The following is an 18,573-nucleotide window of genomic DNA, read 5'->3' on the forward strand; positions in this document are numbered from 1 at the left end:
GCTTAGTCGGCCAGCACGAACACGGAACCGCAGTACGGGCACTGCGCTTCGCCATTGGGCTCGTCTTCGATCGGCAGGTACACGCGCGGATGCGAGTTCCACAGCGCCATTTCCGGGGTCGGGCAGCTCAGCGGCAGATCGCTGCGGTGCACGGTGTAGCGCTTCTCGGCGTTGGCGGGCGCAGTGGCGGTATGGCTCATGGCGGATGTCGATGAACGGGTTGCGAGGCCTGTGATTCTAGCATCCGGGCCGCCCCGACATTGCGCCGCAACAGGTCTTTGCGCGCCGCGGGGCGTTTCCTCGCGGGGTTGCACGGCAGATCCAAGGCCGCGCGCTGGCGGAAATCCTTCAATCGATCCAGCGGATTCACGCCGGAAACCCGCCGACCGCGAAATTTCCCGCATTTGGATCGAACTAAATGGCACTTGTCAGGCTGCTGCGGCTGTTGCAGGATCGGGCCAGGTCGCACCCCGACCCACCCCAATCCGACCCGATCGCATGGCCCGCCCCCACCGGACCGGCATCGCCTCTTCCACTGCCATCCCGGCGGGCGGAGCGATGCTGTCCGTGGTGTCCGCCGATGCGGGTTCTGCCCGCCGCCTGCCCTTCCGGGAGACCCTTGCATGACCCTGTCCGATCCACGCCGCGCCCTGCTTCCGCTCGCCCTGGCCCTGGCCTGCGCGACTACCGCGATGCCGGTGCTGGCACAGGGACTGCAGACCTCGTTCGAGCCCGGCGAACCTGCCCCGTCGCAGGCCGCGGGTGCACTGCAGGTCACGATCGGCAACGGCCCTGCAGCGCCTTACGCCGCCAAGCGCAATGCGGGCTACAGCGGCCTGCACGCACTGCGCTACAGCAGCGAAGGCGGCAGCGCGCGGCGCGAGCTGTTCAAGGCGGACATGACCATCGGGACCGATACCACTCTGTCGTGGCTGGTGCTGCCGGAGATCGTCGGCAAGGACACCGTGGCCTCGACCTATGTGTCGCTGGACCTGCTGCTGGACGACGGCAGCCGCGTCTCCGCCAGCCCCGCGCGTGACCAGCATGGCGTGGCCCTCGGTGCACACGCGCAGGGCGAGTCGAAGACGCTGTACCCGCAGCAGTGGGCGCGCAAGGCGGTGCGGCTGGGCGACGTGCCCGCGCTGATGGGCCGCCGCGTGGTCGCGATCGAACTGGACGTGGCCAGTGCCCACGGTGCACCGGTCTCCGGCTGGATCGATGATGTGCACCTGGACACAGTACCGAGGCAGCAGCCAACACGCGTCTCCGACTGGGTGCTGACCACCCGTGGCACCCAGGCCAACGGCACCTTCTCGCGCGGCAACAATTTCCCGGCCACCGCGGTGCCACACGGGTTCAACTTCTGGACCCCGGTGACCGATGCCGGCGCGCTGAACTGGCTGTACCGCTGGAACGAACAGAACGACGCACAGAACCGTCCACAACTGCAGGCGCTTGCGCTGAGCCATCAGCCCAGCCCGTGGATGGGCGACCGCCAGACCTTCCAGGTGATGCCCTCGGCCAGCCGTGGTGTGCCGGACGCCGACCGCCGCAAGCGCGCGCTGTCGTTCGATCGCAGCCATGAAAGCGCGCGCCCGTATCGCTACGACGTGCGCTTCGACAACGGCATCGCTGCATCGATCGCACCGACCGATCATGCTGCGCTGTTCCGCTTCGACTTCCCCGAGGGCGGCGACGCCAACCTGCTGTTCGACAACGTAGATGCACGCGGTGGCCTGACTTTGGACGCCGCCACGCAGACGCTGTCCGGCTACACCGACACGCGCAGCGGCCTGTCCAACGGCGCCAGCCGCATGTACGTGGTGGCCAGCTTCGACAAGCCGTGGCGCGGCAGTGGGCGCCTCGACACCGGCCGCCCGACCGGCTACATCACGTTCGACGCCGGCAGCGACCGGAAGGTGACCATGCGCATCGCCACCTCGCTGATCTCGGTGGAGCAGGCACGGCACAACCTGGCACTTGAGATCGCCGCCACCGATACGCTGGAGAGCGTGGCCGGCCGCGCGCAGGATGCATGGGACGCGCGCCTGGCCCGCTTCGACATCGGCGATGCCAGCGACGACCAGAAGACCACGCTGTACTCCAGCCTGTACCGGCTGTACCTGTACCCCAATTCCGGCCACGAGAATGCCGGCAGCGCGGCCGCACCGGACTGGCGCTACGCCAACCAGGCCAGCGCCAGCGATGACAACACCGACGGCAGCGCGACCCGCAGCTACGCCGCCGTGCGCGACGGCAAGGTCTTCGTCAACAACGGCTTCTGGGACACCTTCCGCACCACCTGGCCGGCCTATGCGCTGTTCACGCCCGACGATGCCGGCCAGCTGGTGCAGGGCTTCATCGAGCAGTACCGCGCCGGCGGCTGGATCGCGCGCTGGTCGTCGCCGGGCTACGCCGACCTGATGGTCGGTACCAGCTCGGACGTGGCCTTCGCCGATGCGTGGCTGAAGGGCATCGGCGGCTTCGATCCGGCCGAGGCCTACGCCGCCGCGCTGAAGAACGCGACCGTGGTGCCGCCCGACCGTCATGTCGGCCGCAAGGGCATGGACCGCTCGACCTTCCGTGGCTATGCCAGCGCCGACGTGCATGAGGGCATGTCGTGGACGATGGAAGGTGCGCTCAACGATTTCGGCATCGCCAACATGGCCGACGCGCTGGCCAAGCGTGCGACCACGCCGGCCGCACGCGAGCGCTACAGCACCGAGGCCGACTACTTCCGTCACCGCGCCGCCAGCTACGCGACGATGTTCGATCCGGCCGCCGGCTTCTTCCAGGGCCGCAGGGAAGATGGCCGCTGGCGCGTGGACGCCAAGCACTACGACCCGCGCGTGTGGGGCCATGACTACACCGAATCCAATGGCTGGACCTTCGCTTTCACCGCCGCCCACGATGGCGAGGGCCTGGCCGCGCTGTACGGTGGCCGCGAAAAGCTGGCGGCGAAGCTGGATACCTTCTTCGCCACGCCGGAAACCGCGGACCCGGCACTGGCCGGTTCCTATGGCGGCACCATCCACGAGATGACCGAAGCGCGCGACGTGCGCATGGGCATGTACGCGCACAGCAACCAGCCGGCGCACCACATCCCGTGGATGTACCTGTACGCCGGGCAGCCGTGGAAGACCCAGCAGCATGTGCGCGAGATCCTGTCGCGGCTGTACGTCGGCAGCGAGATCGGCCAGGGCTACCCGGGCGATGAGGACAACGGCGAGACCTCGGCATGGTACGTACTGGCCTCACTGGGCCTGTACCCGCTGCGCATGGGCGCCCCGGAGTATGTGATCGGCTCGCCGGCCTTCCAGCACGCACGGGTGGAGCTGCAGGGCGGCGCGGTGCTGACCGTGAACGCGGCCAACAACTCGCGTGAGAACGTCTACGTGCAGTCGCTGAAGATCAACGGCCAGCCCTGGACGAAGACCTGGGTGCCGCACGACCTGATCGCCAAGGGTGCGACGCTGGACTTCGTGATGGGACCGCAGCCGTCGCGCTGGGGCAGCGGCGTGGATGACGTGCCGCGCTCGTTGACCGCGCGCGGCCAGCGCCCGCAGCTCCTGCACGACCTGCTCGGCAGCGGCGCGAAGGCCACGTTGGCCGATGGGCATGCCCTGCCCGCGCTGGTTGATGACGACGCTGGCACGACGGTGGGCCTGGGCGGCGGCGCAACCATCGCGCTGACCGGCCTGGCCGAAGGCACCCCGACGATGTACACGCTGACCAGCGGTGACGGCCGCATCCAGGGCGGCGAGTGGACGCTGGAAGCACGCAACGGCGGCGGCAGCTGGGCCGTGCTCGACCAGCGCAGCGGCGAAGCCTTCGAATCCGCCCGCCAGACCCGTCCGTTCCGCATCGCCAAACCCGGTCGTTACAGCGAGTACCGGCTGCGCCTGGCGGCACCGGCACGGCTGCCGCTGGCGGAGATCGAACTGCTGGCGGCCGGCACCGTACAATGAACGGCATGCGCTTCCGTCTTCTGCCTCTGGCCCTTGTTGCCCTTTCCTTCTCCAGCTTCGGCCAGACCCAGGCGTTCGATACGCAGCTGACCCGCGACGGCGTGACGCTGAACTACCAGGATGCCCGTGGCGCGCTGGCCGCGCCGCAGCGCAAGCGGGTGATCGATACGTTCTACTTCGCCTACCTGCGCGAACGTGCGGACTTCCATCCAGCGGCGCCGTCGATGGTGCGCATCGTGATCGATCCGGCCTACACCGGCATCGCCTTCGTTGGCGACAAGGAACAGGCCGCGACGATCACCATCAATCCGGGTTGGCTGGCGCAACACCCGAACGACATCGACCTGGTTACCCATGAGGCGATGCATATCGTGCAGGGGTATCCCGGCTACGGCGATGCACGGGTACCGGGCTGGCTGGTGGAAGGCATCGCCGACTACGCCCGCGACCGCTATGGCATGGATAACGCCGCCGCCGGCTGGGCATTGCCGGTCAAGGTCGAGAAGGGGCAGAACGTCGACAGCGGCTACCGGGTGACCGGTGCGTTCCTGAAGTGGGCCGACGCCGAACACCCGGGCCTGGTGCTGGCACTGGACAAGGCCCTGCGCAGCGGCCGCTATACGCCTGCGCTGTGGCAGAAGCACACCGGCAAGGCACTGCCGGCACTGTGGACGCAGTACGCCAAGCCGCGTTCGGATGCACCGCCGCCGGCGCCGGCGCGCCGCGGCAAGCGGCACTGAACCCCCACGCACTTCACGTTCGCCGGGCATTGCCCGGCGCTACCGCATCGCTGCCTCAGCGCGACTGCACGAAACCTGCGTAGAGCGCGAACAGCTGCTGGAAGTACCGCCGCGTCACTCGATTGCGCATGACACCCTCGCCCATGAAAAGTTGGTCGGGCCCAGGGTGGGAAGGCCGGTCCGGTCCCTTCCCACGGCCGGGCCGCGTGGGCGTATTGGGCCGCAATGGCGTTGCAGGGAAATGACCAGGTTGCGTAGTACGTGTGGCACAAGCCCGGAGGTAGAGCCGGCCGCTGGCCTGCTGCCGTCGTGCGCCTGGACGTCATCGGGGTTGCCGGCCAGCGGCCGGCACTACCCGTTTCCGCTGCGCGGAAACAGAAACGCGCAGCGACCGCGGCGATTGCGAAATGACCGGGTTGCGTAGTACGTGTGGCACAAGCCCGGAGGTAGAGCCGGCCGCTGGCCGGCTGCCGTCGTGCGCCTGGACGTCATCGGGGTTGCCGGCCAGCGGCCGGCACTACCCGTTTCCGCTGCGCGGAAACAGAAACGCGCCCCGGGGGCGCGCTTCTGCAGCTGGAATCGGAAAGAAGGCTTACGCCTTCTTTTCCGCTTCCAGCTGCTTGCGGATCTGCGCATCCACCGCAGCAATCGCGGTCATGTTCAGGATCCGGCGCGAGGTCGCGCTGGTGGTCAGGATGTGCACCGGCTTGTTCACGCCCATCAGGATCGGGCCGATCGCCACGCCGTCGGTGAACACACGCACCAGGTTGTAGGCGATGTTGGCCGCTTCCAGGTTCGGCAGCACGAACAGGTTGGCGCGGCCCTGCAGGGTCGAGCCCGGCAGCAGCTTCTGGCGCAGCGCTTCATCCCACGCGGTGTCGCCCTGCATTTCACCGTCCACGTTCAGACGCGGGTTGCGCTTGAGCAGCAGCTCGCGCACCTGGCGCATCTTCAGCGCATCCTTCGAATCATGGCTGCCGAAGTTGGAGTGCGACAGCAGCGCCACCTTCGGCTCGATGCCGAACAGCTTCATGCGGTAGGCCGCCTGCAGGGTCGCTTCGCACAGCTGCTCGGCGGTCGGGTCTTCCTGCACGTGGGTGTCCACGAAGAAGAACACGCCCTGCTGGTTGATCACGCCGGTCATCGCCGAGGTCGAGGTGACCTTCGGCTCCAGCGGCAGCACGCTGCGCACGTAGCCCAGCTTCTTGTGGAAGCGGCCGACGATGCCGGTCAGCATCGCATCGGCTTCGCCACGGGCCACCATCACTGCCGCGATCAGGGTCGGGCGCGAACGCATCAGGTTCTTCGCCGCGGCCACGGTCACACCACGACGGCCGGTCAGGCCGTGGTAGTACTGCCAGTACTCGTTGAAGCGCGGGTCGTCGTTGATGTTGGTGACTTCAACGTTCTCGCCGATCTTCAGGCGCAGGCCGAGGCGCTCGATGCGCGACTCGATCACTTCCGGGCGGCCGATCAGGATCGGGTGCGCCAGGCCGTCATCGACCACGTTCTGCACCGCCTGCAGCACCACTTCTTCTTCGCCTTCGGCGTACACCACGCGCTGCTTGTCGCTGCGTGCGCGGTCGTAGACCGGCTTCATCATCAGGCTGGTGCGGTAGACGAACTGGGCCAGCTTGTCGCGGTAGGCGCCCATGTCGTCTATCGGGCGCGAGGCCACGCCCGAGTCCATCGCGGCCTGGGCCACGGCGGCCGACAGCTCCACCAGCAGGCGGCGGTCGAACGGGCGCGGGATCAGGTATTCACGGCCGAAGCTCGGCGTCTCGCCACCATAGGCCGAGCCCATGTCGGTGGCCGCACGGCGCGCCAGCGCGGCGATGGCGCGCACGCAGGCGATCTTCATTTCCTCGTTGATCGCGGTCGCGCCCACGTCCAGCGCACCACGGAACAGGTACGGGAAGCACAGCACGTTGTTGACCTGGTTCGGGTAGTCCGAACGGCCGGTGCCGATGATCGCGTCCGGACGGGCGGCGCGCGCCAGTTCCGGCATGATTTCCGGGGTCGGGTTGGCCAGTGCGAAGATCACCGGATCCGGCGCCATGGTCTTGACCATGTCGGCGGTCAGGATGCCCGGTGCCGACAGGCCCAGGAAGATGTCCGCGCCGTCGACGATCTCGGCCAGGGTGCGCTTGTCGGTATCGCGCGCATAGCGCTGCTTTTCCGGGTCAAGGTCGGTACGGCCGGTGTGGATCACGCCCTCGCGGTCGAAGGCCAGGATGTTCTCCGGCTTCAGGCCCAGCTGCACCAGCATGTTCACGCAGGAAATGCCGGCCGCGCCCATGCCCGTGGTCGCCAGCTTCACTTCCTCGATCTTCTTGCCGGTGATCGCCATGGCGTTGAGCACGGCCGCGCCGACGATGATCGCCGTGCCGTGCTGGTCGTCATGGAACACCGGGATCTTCATGCGCTCGCGCAGCTTGCGCTCCACCACGAAGCATTCCGGCGCCTTGATGTCTTCCAGGTTGATGCCGCCGAAGGTCGGCTCCAGCGAGGCGATGATGTCGACCAGCTTGTCCGGGTCGGTTTCGTCCACTTCGATGTCGAACACATCGATGCCGGCGAACTTCTGGAACAGCACGCCCTTGCCTTCCATCACCGGCTTGCCGGCCAGTGCGCCGATGTTGCCCAGGCCCAGCACCGCGGTGCCGTTGGAGATCACCGCCACCAGGTTGCCGCGGGCGGTCAGCTCGCTGGCCTGCTGCGGGTCGGCCTTGATCGCTTCACAGGCGTACGCCACGCCCGGCGAATACGCCAGCGACAGGTCGCGCTGGGTCAGCATGGGCTTGGTAGCGGAAACCTTGATCTTTCCCGGCGGGGACATCCGGTGGTAATCGAGGGCGGCCTGTTTGAAATCTTCGTTGGACATCGATGTGGGTTACATGAATGGGCAGAAGGGACAGGGGATGATACCCCCGTTGGAGCGTCTGGACCTGTCGCTATCCTGTCGCAAGCATGCTGCGACCGCACAATTCCGTGCCGTATGCGACGGTACCGCGACACCAGCTTCGGTGCCTCCCATGACAGCCATGGGACGCCTTGAAACGCCGCGGGGCCGTACCACTGTCGTGACCGGCCCCGCGGTACCACACACCTGGATCAGCCTCTGGCCGGCAGCGCCTCGGGCACGGCATCGATCAGCGGCGGCAGCTCGCTTTCGCGACCGTCCAGCGCCAGCTGCAGGCGGTTGCGGTCCAGCGCCCCCTCCCAGCGCGAGACCACCACGGTGGCCACGGCATTACCGATGAAGTTGGTCAGCGAGCGGCATTCGCTCATGAAGCGGTCCACGCCCAGGATCAGCGCCATGCCGGCCACCGGCACCTCCGGCACCACCGCCAGGGTGGCGGCCAGGGTGATGAAGCCGGCGCCGGTAACACCCGCGGCGCCCTTGGAGCTGAGCATGGCGACCAGCAGCAGGGCGATCTGGTGGCCCAGGGTCAGTTCGGTGTTGGTGGCCTGGGCGATGAACAGCGCGGCCAGGGTCATGTAGATGTTGGTGCCGTCCAGGTTGAACGAGTAGCCGGTGGGGACCACCAGGCCGACCACCGACTTGCTGCAGCCGGCGCGTTCCATCTTCTCCATCAGCGACGGCAGCGCCGACTCCGACGAGGACGTGCCCAGCACCAGCAGCAGTTCGGCCTTCAGGTAGCGCGCCAGCTTGAACACCGAGAAGCCGCACAGGCGGCAGACCAGGCCCAGGATCACCGCCACGAACAGGAAGGCGGTGAGGTAGAACGAACCCACCAGCCAGGCCAGGTTGATCAGCGAGCCGACGCCGTACTTGCCGATGGTGAAGGCGATTGCGCCGAAGGCACCGATCGGAGCGGCCTTCATCAGGATGTGCACCAGCTTGAACACCGGAGCGACCAGCGCCTCCAGAAAGTTCACGATCGGCTTGCCCTTCTCGCCCACCGATGCCAGCGCGATGCCGAACAGCACGGCCACGAACAGCACCTGCAGGATGTTGCCATCGACGAACGCGCTGAGCAGCGTCTTCGGGATGATGTCCATCAGGAAGCCGACCAGGGTCAGGTCATGCGACTTCTCGACGTAGCTGTGCACCGCGGTCTGGTCCAGCTCGGCCGGGTTGATGTTCATGCCGGCGCCGGGCTGCACCACGTGCGCCACGATCATGCCGACGATCAGTGCCAGCGTGGAGAAGAACAGGAAGTACGCCATCGCCTTGGCGAATACGCGGCCCACCGTGCGCAGGTGGGTCATGCCGGCGATGCCGGTGACGATCGTGAGGAAGATCACCGGCGCGATGATCATCTTCACCAGGTTGATGAAGGCATCGCCGAGCGGCTTCATCTTCTCGCCAATCAACGGTTCGTAGTGGCCAAGGATGGCGCCCAGGACGATCGCCACGATCACCTGGAAGTACAGCTGGCGATAGATCGGCAACGGCTTTGCAGGCACCGGTGCTGCGGTCGGGATGTGCATGGCGGACTCCGGAAGGGGCGTTTTCAGGCACGTACGGCCCCGGGACTGCACGGGAACCGTTACCGTGGAAACTGATCGCAGGCCCTGTGCTGCACGCGCAGGGGGTGCGACCAATGGACGCCTTTGTACGCGCCGGGCACGCTGGCGCAGATAACCTATTGGTACTAGCCCCCCGGTTCAGGTGGCCGCGATGCCTACACTGGCGCCGCACCGCCCGATCACGCGGAGGCCGGTGGCCCGAGCTGAACGGCCGGGCGCGTCATTGCGAAAGTTCCGGCCCTTGCGGCCGTTGTTGTCCTGTCCACACGCAATCTGAGAGAGCCGCACCCAACATGCGCCCGATTCCCACCTTGCTGGCCCTGTCGCTGGCCGCGCTTCCCGCCTTCGCTTCGGCTGCCGATTTCGACAACTGGCCGACCAAATACGCCTTCGGCGACGGCACCGAGTTGGCCGCTACCGCCAACATCGCCTACGACTACAACGATTTCTCCTCGGGCAGCGGCCTGGAGGACGACGACGCCGTGCGCCGCAAGGAGTTCGGTGCAACGCTGAAGAAGAAGGGCGTCTACGACGCGATGGTCTACTACGACTTCCAGTCCGATACCTGGCTGGACGTGTTCGTGCGCTTTGAAAGCAAGGCCTTCTTCGGCCGCGACATCGGCCGCTTCCGTTTCGGCTACATGAAGACCCCGGTCGGCCTGGACGCGAACACGTCTTCGCGCGCCGGCAGCTTCCTGGAAACCGCACTGCCCGTGCAGGCCTTCTACGCCGGCCGCCGCACGGGTGTGGAATGGGTGCTGGAGCGTCCGCAGTACCTGCTGCAGGCCGGCGCCTATGGTGGCAAGGACCTGCAGGGTGACAACCCGGGCACCACCCAGGCGGTGCGTGCGGTGTGGACGCCGGTGAAGGCGCCGGGTGACGTAATCCACCTGGGCCTGGCCTACTCGCAGGAAAATCCGCGCGGCTACAGCGATGGCCGCGACGTGCACCACGAGGCCAGCGCGCGCCTGCGCGCACGTCCGGAAGCCGGCCTGACCGACATCCGCTATGTCGATTCCGGCGCGCTGGTCACCGCTGACCAGATCCGCCGCACCGGCCTGGAGGGCATCTGGATCCGCGGCCCGTTCTCGCTGCAGGCCGAAGCCCTGCGCGCCACGGTCACCCGCCATGACGGCAAGCCCGACTACACCGGCAGCGGCCAGTACGCGATGGCCAGCTGGGTGCTGACCGGCGAATCGCGCCCGTACAACGCGGGTGCCGTGGCCAACATCAAGCCGGCGCACGACTACGGCGCGGTGGAACTGGTGGCCCGTTACAGCCGCATGGACCTCGACGATGGCAGCATCCTCGGCGGCCGCCAGCACGACCTGACCCTGGGTGCGAACTGGTACCTGACCAGCCACTTCAAGTTCCAGGCCAACTACGTCAAGGTCGACGCCAGCCGTCGCGGTGTGCACAGCACGCCGGAGATCTTCGAACTGCGCGCGCAGATGCACTTCTGACCCCTTCCACGTCAGATCCCGGCGGGCGTGCACGCCACGCCCGCCGGCCCTGCGTAGACTGCCGCCATGTACTGGCTCAGCCGCCACCGGATGCTGTTGCTGACCATCCTGGTGATGGTCGGTGGCACCGTGCTGTGTGCGGTGGCCGCCGGCCACTACGCCTGGCGGCGCGCCCTGGGCGAGGAAAGCAGCCAGGTACAACGCCAGCTGCAGTTGTATGGCCAGGGCCTGCAGCAGCGCATCGACCGCTTCGGTACGTTGCCGCAGGTGCTGGCGCTTGATCCGGATCTTCTGCACGCCCTGCGCGTGCCGCCCTCGCCTGCCGAACAGCAGCGGCTGAACCTCAAGCTGCAACGCGCCAATGAAGTTACCCGTGCTTCGACCCTGACCCTGGTCGGCCACGACGGCGTGGCAGTGGCGGCCAGCAACTGGGACCAGCCGACCACCAATGTCGGCGAGAACTACAGCTACCGCCCCTACTACCGCCAGGCACTGGCGCAGGGCCGCGGCCGCTTCTACGGCATCGGCATGACCACCGGCGTGCCGGGCTACTACCTGTCGCAGGCCATCGAGGAAGACGGCAAGCGGCTCGGCGTGGTGGTGATCAAGGTCGAGCTGTCCGCGCTGGAACAGGAATGGTTGAGCAGCCCGGATGTGGTGCTGGCCAGCGACGACCACGACGTGGTGTTCCTGGCCAACCGTGACAGCTGGCGCTACCGGCTGCTACGCCCACTGGGTGCCGATGAGCGCCGCGAGATGCTGGACGCCCGCCAGTACGCCGACCGCGCGTTGCAGCCATTGCGCGCGCGTACCGAGGATGTGTTGGCCGATGGCGGCCGCATGGTGCGCCTGCTGGATCCCGCACTGCCGCAGCTGATGCTGTGGCAGAGCCTGCCCTTGCCCGCCGAAGGCTGGAACCTGCATCTGCTGCACGATGCCAGTGCCGCCACCGCCGCCGGTCGCGCAGCCGCCCTCACTGGCGGTGCCGCGTGGCTGGCGCTGGGCTTCCTGGTGCTGTTCGTGCAGCAGCGGCGGCGCCTGGCCAAGCATCGACTGCGCAGCCGCCGCGAGCTGGAAACCCTGCTCAAGCAACATGCGCAGGAACTGCGTACCGCGCAGGATGGCCTGCTGCAGGCAGCTACCGACGCCGACAGTGGCCTCAGCCGCAGCCTCGAGCACCTGCCACAGGGCGTGGTGGTGATCGACCGCGAGCTGCGTCTGGTTGCCTGGAATTCGCGCTACCTGGAGCTGTTCCGTTTCCCGCTGGACCTGGTACGCGTGGGCCGGCCGATCGAAGAGCTGTTCCGCTTCAACGCCCGCCGCGGCCTGCTCGGTCCCGGCCCGGTGGACGAGGCCATCGAGCGTCGCCTGAACCACCTGCGCAGTGGCCGCCCGCACATGCGCGAGAGCGAGAAGGACGACGGTACCGTTCTGGAAATCCGCGGCAATCCCCTGCCCGATGGCGGCTTCGTTACCAGCTATGCCGACATCACCAGCTACAAGAACGCGGCGCGCGAACTGCGCTCGCTGGCCGATGCGCTGGAGCACCGCATTGCCGAACGCACCCACGACCTGGACGAAGCACGCCGCGAAGCCGAGCAGGCCAACCGCTACAAGACCCGCTTCGTCGCCTCGGCCGTGCACGACCTGCTGCAACCGCTCAATGCCGCGCGCATGTTCGTCTCGGTGCTGCGCGGCAAGCTGAGCGACCCGGCGCAGCAGCAGACCAGCGATCACATCGACGCTGCACTGGCCGCGCAGGATGCGATTCTCAACAGCCTGCTGGATATCGCGCGGCTGGAATCGGGCAGCCTGCCAACCCGTGTGCAGGCGTTCCGACTGGGTCCGCTGCTGCAGACGCTGGCGCGCGAATTCGGTATCGCCGCGCAGTCACGCGGGCTGGCGGTCGACTGGGTCGATACCGATGCGGTGGTGGTCAGCGACGAAGCCCTGCTGCGCCGCATCCTGCAGAACTTCCTGTCCAACGCGCTGCGCTACAGCGAACGCGGCCGCGTTCTGCTCGGCTGCCGTCGCCGCGAAGGTATGCTGTGGATCGAAGTGCACGACCAGGGTCCCGGCATTCCGGACGCGTTGCAGGGCGAGATCTTCGAGGAGTTCCGCCGCCTGCACGACGGCCAGCAGCGCGGCGCCGGCCTTGGCCTGGCCATCGTCGATCGCATCGGTCGTCTGCTCGGGCATCCGATCCGGCTGCGCTCGCAGCTGGGCCGGGGCAGCGTGTTCGCGGTGGGTGTGCCGTTCGGCGAGGCCAGCGCGATTCCCGCCACGGCACCACCACCGGTGCTGGTACAGGAGCCTGCTGCAGACAATCCGCTGCGCGGGCGCCGGGTGTGGGTGATCGACGACGACCCGCACGTGTGCGCCGCCAGCCGCGCGCTGCTGGAGCGCTGGGGCTGCGAGGTGCTTCTGGCCGATGGCCCGCAGGCAGCTCTGCAGTTGGCCAGTACAGCAACCGTGCCGGAGCTGGTGTTGCTGGATGTGCGCATGGGCGATCACCACGGCCCGGTGCTGTACGAGACGTTGGCGGAGCTGTGGCAGGCCCGCCCGCCGGTGGTGCTGGTCACTGCCGAGCGCGACGCGGGATTGCGTGAGATGGCCGCCGAGCGTGGCTGGGGAATGATGGCCAAGCCGGTGAAGCCGCCGGCGCTGCGGGCGTTGATGAGTCAGTTGTTGATCCGGCATCGGGGGTAGCTTCCAGCCAACGGCGCAGCCCCTCGTGGGTGGAGGCGTAACGCGGTTCATGGGTGAGGCCGGGTAGATGGGCTGCGCAGGGGACGCTGCAAGTACGTCCCTGTAAGCTCGGTCGCCGCTTGCTCGTGTGCGCTGTCCTGCGCACACGGCAAGACCCGGGTTGGGCGTCCTGCCCAACCCGCCCTAGGCATGCCTCGGGCCCATGCGGCTCACGCCCCTGCGCAGCCCATCTACCCGGCCACGGACACGTTCCGTGCGCGTCCACACACGGAAAAGAAAATGAAGATCAAAAGCGGGTCGCGGCGCTGCGCTTGCTCGTGTAGAGCCGAGCCCATGCTCGGCTCTACAAAAGGCGGCCTGCCAGGCTGCCTTTGCTTTTGATCTTCTTTTTCTTCTCCGTGGGTGACAGGCCACCGAAATCTGTCAGAGGCCGGTCGGGTTGGGTGCGCGGGGGTGTCAGCCGCATGGATGCGGCTGCCAAGCCTCCAGGGACGGATTCACGGCGTCCCCCGCGCACCTAACCCGACCGGCCCACTCGCGGCTTCTGCTTTCCGCGACCAACCCAAACCCACCCACGAGGGGCTGCGCCGTTGGCTGGAAACTACAACCCGATGCCGGCGTCGCCCTCAGGCTCCAGCGCCTTCACCAGCACCGCTGCCTGCGTGCGGCTGTGGCATTCGAGCTTCTTCAGGATCGCGGTGACATGCACCTTCACCGTGTTTTCCGCCAGACCCAGCGTGTAGGCGATCTGCTTGTTGAGCAGGCCATCGGCCAGGCACAGCAGCACGCGGAACTGCTGCGGGGTCAGCTGCGCCAGGCGGCTGGCCAGCAGCGCATCGGCCTCCGAACGCTCGGCGGCCATCGCCGGGAACCACAGGCCACCATCGAGTACCGTCTGCACCGCCTCGCCGATGGTCTCGGCCGGGGCCGACTTCGGAATGAAACCGGCCGCACCGAACTGCTGGGCACGGCGGATCACCCGCGGATGATCGTTGGACGAGAGGATCACCACCGGGATGTCCGGATGCGAGCCGCGCACGTGCAGCAGCGCGGAAAAACCGTGTGCGCCGGGCATGGTCAGGTCGAGCAGCACCAGGTCCACGTCCGGGTGCGCGTCGAGTGCTTCGGCCAATGCCTCGGCGCTGGCGACCTCGCGCACCTGCGCCAGCGGCAGGCTCTGCCGCAATGACTGCACCACCGCCGAACGCAGCAGCGGATGGTCATCGGCGATCAGGATGGTGTATTCGCTCATGAGGCAAGTTTGGCACGTCTCCCACTACCAAGTCGTCCTCCACCGGCTGATCGCGTTCCGGAGGACGAGAGATGGCCATGCTCGCGGCATGCGCCAACTGCTCAATGCGGACAACCACAGCGACATAGAGCAGCAGCTGCACTGCCATTGCCAGAGCCACACCGAGAGGACTTACCAAGGCTTTCATCCACTTCCCATGAACCCCTGAAATGTGATCCCTGTCCCACGCCATCTCGATCCGCCGCAACTGCTGCAGATAGTCCAGCACCATTGCCGAGTAAGCCTTCGCAGCCAGTACTTCCTGGCGACGTTCTTCGAGTATCCCCAGACGCGCCTCCGCGTACAGACGGTCTGCAGCTGGGCAGTGAATTTCAGCATCTGTCGATCCTGACTGACGTGCGATGGAACACTGTTCTGCAGATTCCATACCCGCCTTCACAAGATCCTCCTGCAAGGCTCGCTCATACCGCTCTACCCCTTCAGCCCCTTCCCGAGTGGATTGGTGGAATGACACCAGAAGAATCACGCAGTAGCCGGATACCAGCAGCGATGCGAACGCGAAAACAATGCACAGACGCCGCCAACGATGAAGCGCTGCCCAGCGTAGAAGGACATCGAACTTTCTGCCGGACTCGATGGCAATCGTGGCCAACCTGCTTGCATCCATCCTCGTTCCGTTTCAAAGGGAAGGATCATGGATATCGGCCAACAGCTCCATTCATGAAGCGATAGGTCAGCGCCCTGCCGGCTCCACGCTGCTGCGCCAGGCATCGAGGAACTGGCGGCGCTTGAGCGCGTCCAGGTACACCAGCAGGCCCGGCCCCAGCTGGATCGGACGCCGGCTGCGGCCGGGCGCGTCGTCGCCACGTGCGTTGCCGGTCACGATCGGCATCAGCCGTGCCTCGCGTGACAGCACCTGCTGGCCACGCGGCGACAGCAGGTAATCGAGGAAGCGCCGGGCTTCTTCCGGGTGGGGGCCGGTGCGCGGGATCACCGCGGTGCGCAGCACCACCAGCGTGTAGTCCTCGGGCTCGACGATGGCCAGCGGTGCGCCGGCATCGACACGTGCCTGCGCGTAGGAGCCGAGCACGTTGTAGACCAGCGACAGCTGGCCGCTGGCCACCTTGTCCAGCAGTACGCCGGTGCGCTCCTCGCGGACCACATCGTTGTCGCCGAGCGCACCCAGCAACGCGCCGGCGATGCTGCCACGCTGCGCATCCTGGGTCGCCAGCAGGTAGCCGACACTGCTGCGCTCGATGTCATAGGTGCCGACCCTGCCACGCAGGGGTGCGCCCTCGGCGCGCAACCGGTCCAGCAGCTGCCGCCGCGTGTGCGGCACCTTCGCAGCCGACAGTACGCGGGTGTTGTAGACCATCACCACCGGCTCGTAGCTGATGCCGAATGCCTCGTTGCGCCACTGCGCCCAGGCCGGCAGCGCGGCAGTCTGCGCCGAACGGTGCGGCAGTGCATGGCCGTCGTTGACCAGCTTGGTCTGCAGGTCCATGCCGCTGGAGATCAGTAGGTCCGGCGATGCCGGTCCGCCGCGGTCGTGCAGGTAACGCGCGTACAGGTCCTGGGTGATGATGTCCTCGTACACCACTTCAGTGCCGGGATGCAGGCGCTGGTAGTCGGCGATGACCACCGCGAACACTTCGATGTCGGTGGTGCCGTGGATGCGCAGCTGCGCGGTGACCGCTCCCTGTGCGGGGAAACGGCGCACATCGCCGGGCGCGGCCAGCACCGGCAGGGCCAGCAGCAGGGCCACAGCGGCGGCGAACAGGCGGATCATGAACTGCTCCGGGGCAGGCGGATGGTAGCGATCAAGCCGCCCTGCGGGCGGTTGCTGAGGTCGATGCGGCCGCCGTGGCTGTCGATCACGCGCTTGACGATGGCGAGGCCGAGGCCAGCACCGCCGGACGGCGCACCTTCGCCACGGGCAAAACGTTCAAAGACGCGCTCTGCGTCTGCTGCGGCAATGCCGGTGCCGTGGTCGGCAATGGTCAGCACCGCCTGCCCGCCTTCCACCGTCAGTGCGATCTGCAAGGGACCATCGCCACCGTACTTCAGGGCGTTGTCGACCAGGTTCTTGATCGCCTCGCGCAGCAGCAGTGCATCGCCATGCACCTGCACCGGTTCAGCGGTCATCGCCAGCTGCACGCGCGGCGCCGGGCCCGCCTGCGGCAGGGCTTCATGCAGGGCCTGGTGCACGGTCTCGGCCAGGTCCACCGCAGCAAAGCGCTGCAGGTGGGAACGGTGGATCACGCTGGCATCGCTGAGCAGCTGGTTGAGCAGGCGGCTCATATGCGTGGCATTGCGCTCGATCGCCTGCAGGCTGCGGCGCATGTCTTCCGGGTCGTCGTCGTCCAGCGCCAGCTGCGCCTGCGCGCGCAGTGCGGCCAGCGGCGTGCGCATCTGGTGCGCGGCCTCGGCCATGAACGCTCGCAGGGTCTCGTTGCTGCTGGACAAGCGTTCCATGAAGCGGTTCAACGCGGCCACCATCTGGTCCATCTCGCGCGGCACGCGTGCGTCCAATGGCTTCAGGTCGGAGGGCTCGCGCCGCGACAGCTCGCGCTCCACCCGCACCAGTGGGCGGAACGCCCGATGCACGCCGAAGGCCACCAGCGCCAGCAACAGCCCGGACAACACACCGATCGCCAGCAGCGCGCGATTGACCATGTCCTGTGCGACCGCTTCACGCGCACGCCGGGTCTGGCCCACCTGCACCTGCACTTCGCCCTGCGCCGAGGCCGCGGCGAAACTGCGGCCGACCACCACGAAACGCACGGTCTCGCCGCTGTAGGGGGCGTCGAACAGCTGCGGTTGCGCGCCGGGCCGGCGCGGCGGTGCCGGCAGGTCGCCGTAGCCGGTGATCAGGTTGCCGCGGTTGTCGGCTACCCTGTAGAACACGCGATCTTCCGGCGCCATCGCCAGCAGGTCCAGCGCCGCATACGGCAGATCGACCTGCCACTGACCATCGACCAGCGCCACCGAATCGGCGATGGACAGCGCCGAAGACACCAGCAGGTGGTCGTAGGACCGGTTGGCGGCGCGCTGGCCGTAGTCGCGCGCAGCGAACAGCAGCGCCACCGCGAACACCGCCAGCAACGCACCGAGGTACAGCAGCAGCGTGCGCCGCAGCGAGCCCGGTGCGGCATTCGCTGCGCGGGCATCAGCCATCGGCATCGATGCTGTCATCACTGGCTTCCAGCAGGTAGCCAACACCGCGCACCGTAGTGATGCGCAACGGCGCAGCGGCCAGTTTTTTTCTCAGGCGACCGATGTACAGCTCGATCGCATTCGGGCCGGCCTCGTCATCGAAGCCGAACAGGCCATTGCCGATTTCGTCCTTGCCGACCACCTGGCCGAGGCGGCCGACCAGAATCTCCAGCAATCGGTACTCGCGGTTGGGCAGTTCGATCGGCTCGCCATCGAGGCTGACGCGGTGCGCGGCATTGTCGAACTGGAACCCACCGATCTGCACCACCTCACTGGCCTGGCCACGCGTGCGCCTCAGCAGCACGCGGCAGCGCGCTTCGAACTCGCGGAAATCGAATGGCTTGCCCAGGTAGTCGTCGGCACCGACATCCAGCGCCTGCACCCGATCTTCGATGCCATCGCGCGCGGTCAGCATCAGCACCGGCGTGCTGTCGCCGCGCTCGCGCATGCCGGAAAGCACGCGCAGGCCATCCAGCTTGGGCAGCCCGATATCCAGTACCACCAGGTCGAAGCTCTGGTAGCGCAGCACGCTGGCGGCGGCCAGGCCATCAGCCTGCCAGTCCACGGCATGCCCACTGCGCCGCATGCGGCGGATGATGGCATCGGCCAGATCCGGATTGTCTTCGACCAGCAACAGGCGCATGGGCACGGGGGTGGGAGGGGAAACGAATGCTACCGCGTGCAGCGCGATGGCGTGCGCCGGGCATGGCCCGGCGAGCGCTGCGGCA

General features: G+C 67.3%; 12 protein-coding genes. 4 read left to right on the plus strand and 8 right to left on the minus strand.

Features of this window, described 5'->3' with window-relative positions:
• Window positions 1-2: 2 nt before the first annotated feature.
• Complete coding sequence (locus tag ACJ7C5_RS14200) at window positions 3-200, minus strand: zinc-finger domain-containing protein (protein ID WP_005410967.1); 198 nt, start codon at window positions 198-200, stop codon at window positions 3-5.
• Window positions 201-623: 423 nt separating this feature from the next.
• Here ACJ7C5_RS14200 and ACJ7C5_RS14205 point away from each other — a divergent pair, with 423 nt between their 5' ends.
• Window positions 624-3,968 (plus strand): GH92 family glycosyl hydrolase, encoded by a 3,345-nt coding sequence (locus tag ACJ7C5_RS14205; protein WP_412704255.1) that lies wholly within the window; start codon window positions 624-626, stop codon window positions 3,966-3,968.
• Between the two features lie 5 nt (window positions 3,969-3,973).
• Window positions 3,974-4,708 (plus strand): basic secretory protein-like protein, encoded by a 735-nt coding sequence (locus ACJ7C5_RS14210; protein WP_412704256.1) that lies wholly within the window; start codon window positions 3,974-3,976, stop codon window positions 4,706-4,708.
• A gap of 592 nt (window positions 4,709-5,300) precedes the next feature.
• Here ACJ7C5_RS14210 and ACJ7C5_RS14215 read toward each other — a convergent pair.
• Window positions 5,301-7,547 carry an NADP-dependent malic enzyme gene (locus ACJ7C5_RS14215; RefSeq protein WP_412704257.1) on the minus strand — a complete coding sequence of 749 codons (2,247 nt, stop codon included), beginning with the start codon at window positions 7,545-7,547 and terminating at the stop codon, window positions 5,301-5,303.
• 275 nt (window positions 7,548-7,822) lie between these two features.
• Window positions 7,823-9,166: a dicarboxylate/amino acid:cation symporter gene (locus tag ACJ7C5_RS14220; RefSeq protein ID WP_010480813.1), complete on the minus strand. Its 1,344-nt coding sequence runs from the start codon at window positions 9,164-9,166 to the stop codon at window positions 7,823-7,825.
• 332 nt (window positions 9,167-9,498) lie between these two features.
• Here ACJ7C5_RS14220 and ACJ7C5_RS14225 point away from each other — a divergent pair, with 332 nt between their 5' ends.
• Both ACJ7C5_RS14225 and ACJ7C5_RS14230 read left to right on the plus strand, forming a co-directional pair.
• A complete protein-coding gene (locus ACJ7C5_RS14225) occupies window positions 9,499-10,668 on the plus strand; it encodes an OprO/OprP family phosphate-selective porin (RefSeq protein WP_032129108.1) in 1,170 nt (389 codons plus the stop codon).
• A gap of 66 nt (window positions 10,669-10,734) precedes the next feature.
• A complete protein-coding gene (locus ACJ7C5_RS14230; RefSeq protein WP_094002162.1) occupies window positions 10,735-13,377 on the plus strand; it encodes a hybrid sensor histidine kinase/response regulator in 2,643 nt (880 codons plus the stop codon).
• A gap of 601 nt (window positions 13,378-13,978) precedes the next feature.
• On the opposite strand, the gene ACJ7C5_RS14235 is transcribed toward ACJ7C5_RS14230, so the two are convergent.
• The 5 genes from ACJ7C5_RS14235 to ACJ7C5_RS14255 all read right to left on the minus strand — a co-directional run bounded on the left by ACJ7C5_RS14235 (window position 13,979) and on the right by ACJ7C5_RS14255 (window position 18,488).
• Window positions 13,979-14,629 carry a response regulator gene (locus tag ACJ7C5_RS14235; protein ID WP_061479578.1) on the minus strand — a complete coding sequence of 217 codons (651 nt, stop codon included), beginning with the start codon at window positions 14,627-14,629 and terminating at the stop codon, window positions 13,979-13,981.
• Window positions 14,598-15,281: a hypothetical protein gene (locus tag ACJ7C5_RS14240; protein ID WP_412704258.1), complete on the minus strand. Its 684-nt coding sequence runs from the start codon at window positions 15,279-15,281 to the stop codon at window positions 14,598-14,600. The genes ACJ7C5_RS14235 and ACJ7C5_RS14240 overlap by 32 nt, the downstream gene beginning before the upstream one ends.
• A gap of 81 nt (window positions 15,282-15,362) precedes the next feature.
• Entirely contained in the window at window positions 15,363-16,418 is a 1,056-nt protein-coding gene (locus tag ACJ7C5_RS14245) for an ABC transporter substrate-binding protein (RefSeq protein WP_094002161.1), read from the minus strand.
• Window positions 16,415-17,806, minus strand: coding sequence for a sensor histidine kinase N-terminal domain-containing protein (locus tag ACJ7C5_RS14250; protein ID WP_412704259.1), 1,392 nt, complete (start codon window positions 17,804-17,806; stop codon window positions 16,415-16,417). Before ACJ7C5_RS14250 ends, ACJ7C5_RS14245 begins: the two co-directional genes overlap by 4 nt.
• On the minus strand, window positions 17,799-18,488 hold the full coding sequence (locus ACJ7C5_RS14255) for a response regulator (RefSeq protein WP_412704260.1): 690 nt from the start codon (window positions 18,486-18,488) through the stop codon (window positions 17,799-17,801). Before ACJ7C5_RS14255 ends, ACJ7C5_RS14250 begins: the two co-directional genes overlap by 8 nt.
• Window positions 18,489-18,573: the final 85 nt, after the last annotated feature.

The sequence above is a fragment of the Nocardiopsis yanglingensis genome (assembly GCF_045809185.1).
GTDB classification, from domain to species: domain Bacteria; phylum Pseudomonadota; class Gammaproteobacteria; order Xanthomonadales; family Xanthomonadaceae; genus Stenotrophomonas; species Stenotrophomonas yanglingensis.